Annotated in this window: 2 protein-coding genes; both read right to left on the reverse strand. The window is 55.6% G+C overall.

Annotation, left to right across the window (positions count from 1 at the left end; all coding sequences use genetic code 11):
- Positions 1-192: 192 nt before the first annotated feature.
- The gene (locus Q8902_15935; GenBank protein MDP4201045.1) at positions 193-963 is read right to left on the reverse strand and encodes a hypothetical protein; all 771 of its coding nucleotides are present in this window, start codon (positions 961-963) and stop codon (positions 193-195) included.
- A gap of 210 nt (positions 964-1,173) precedes the next feature.
- Positions 1,174-1,551, reverse strand: a 378-nt coding sequence (locus Q8902_15940) for an EAL domain-containing protein (protein ID MDP4201046.1), incomplete at its 5' end; no start/stop codon positions are given.

Below are 1,551 nucleotides of genomic sequence, written 5' to 3' on the forward strand. Positions count from 1 at the left end.
GAGGATTTGTGGCGCGTCGCTGGGATGCTTTTTGGCCGATCGGACTTCCCAATACGAGCGCGCGAGGCCGGAAGATCAGCAGTGACTCCGGTTGTGAACAGATTGCAGTATTCTGTTCAATGCACACTGGTAGTGCGGCTTAGGGTCAACCCAAAGACTGAGAAGGCACAAGGTCCCCGCATCTAATACGCTCTACTTGGTGCGAATGCGATCCATGGCCAGTTGACTGAATCCGGGGAGCCGAGGGATGAGTGCGCGATAGTCAGAAAGCGCACGAAGAAACAACGCGACCTCGCTTGGCGCGACAAAGACAAGGCTTCCCATTTCGTCTTCCTCGCGATTGGCAAACCCTGCCTCGATATCGCTCGCGGATACATCCGTTTCGACAAGTGCTACAAGCAATATATTTGATGTAGTGGAGATGAGGATGCCGATACCAAGGACAGTCCGTATCCCCGAAAACTCGACACCGATCTCTTCTTGAATTTCCTTGGTAAGGTTCCTCTGAAGATCAGCGCCGGTAGCGATTTCGAGCTCGTCACACTGGGCGCCGCCGCCGATAAGGTCGATCGTTCCGCTGCGACTTCGGCGGCCAAATACATACTGGCCATCGCTGGTCCGGATGACCGCAGCCGTCGAGAGATGATGCAACGGCGGGAGTTTACAACGTTCGTGTTGTTCGTGCAGCAGCGGATAGCTCGCGATGTACCGATAAGGAATTGTGCCAAGGCGGAGAGCGATTGCCTTTTGCTTATCTGCTACCTCCGAGACGTTTGCCACGCGATAGTAGGTCCCGTCCCAGATCGGATAGCCGCCGTCTTGGGCTGCCTGCTGTTTTTGCGACCATATGCGATCGACAGCTTGGTCATATTCTGCTGGCACCACCCAATCCGACTCGGTTGTTTTAATTTCGATGTCGTCGAAACGAAATTGGCTATCAAGAATGATCTCTGGGCTAAACATGGCAACCTTCGCAGCGTAGCTGCCATTCAATTACACTCGTCTAACGGAGCGCAACATTGCACCAATTCGCGACACTGAACAACGGCCTTGGATTCGGTGACAGGAGTAACGTTCCCTAAGCTTGTGCGTACCGGCTAACCGGCCAGGGTTTTGCAATCGACTGGAGTATGGTGCTCCTGTCACCGGATTCTTTACCGGCTTCTCTCCACCTCACGCCGCAGCATCCGTCCGCACCGCCTGCATCGGCAGGATCGTCTCGCCTCTGAGGGCCGCGGCCGTCTCCGCTGCCGACATGGGCGTCGAGAAATAAAATCCCTGGATCTTGCGGCAGCCCCAGGAGCGGATGAGCACGACCTGCTCGGCGGTGTTGACACCTTCCACCACGACGTCGATCCCCAGTTCGTGCGCCATGCCGATGGCCGCCTTCACGATGGTTGCGTTGTTCGACGTTGCGGTCATATCGATGATGAAATTCTGCGCGATCTTGATGCGGTCGACGGGAAAGCGGCTGAGATATTCGAGAGACGAATATCCGGTTCCGAAATCGTCGATCGCAATCCGTATTCCGGATTGGCGCAGCCGCAGCAA

It is taken from the genome of Bacteroidota bacterium (assembly GCA_030706745.1).
GTDB lineage: Bacteria > Bacteroidota > Ignavibacteria > Palsa-1295 > Palsa-1295 > PALSA-1295.

Bases quoted from the DNA above. Each gene is read 5' to 3' on its own strand.
- Q8902_15935 (MDP4201045.1), bottom strand. From the start codon at position 963: ATGTTTAGCCCAGAGATCATTCTTGATAGCCAATTTCGTTTCGACGAC.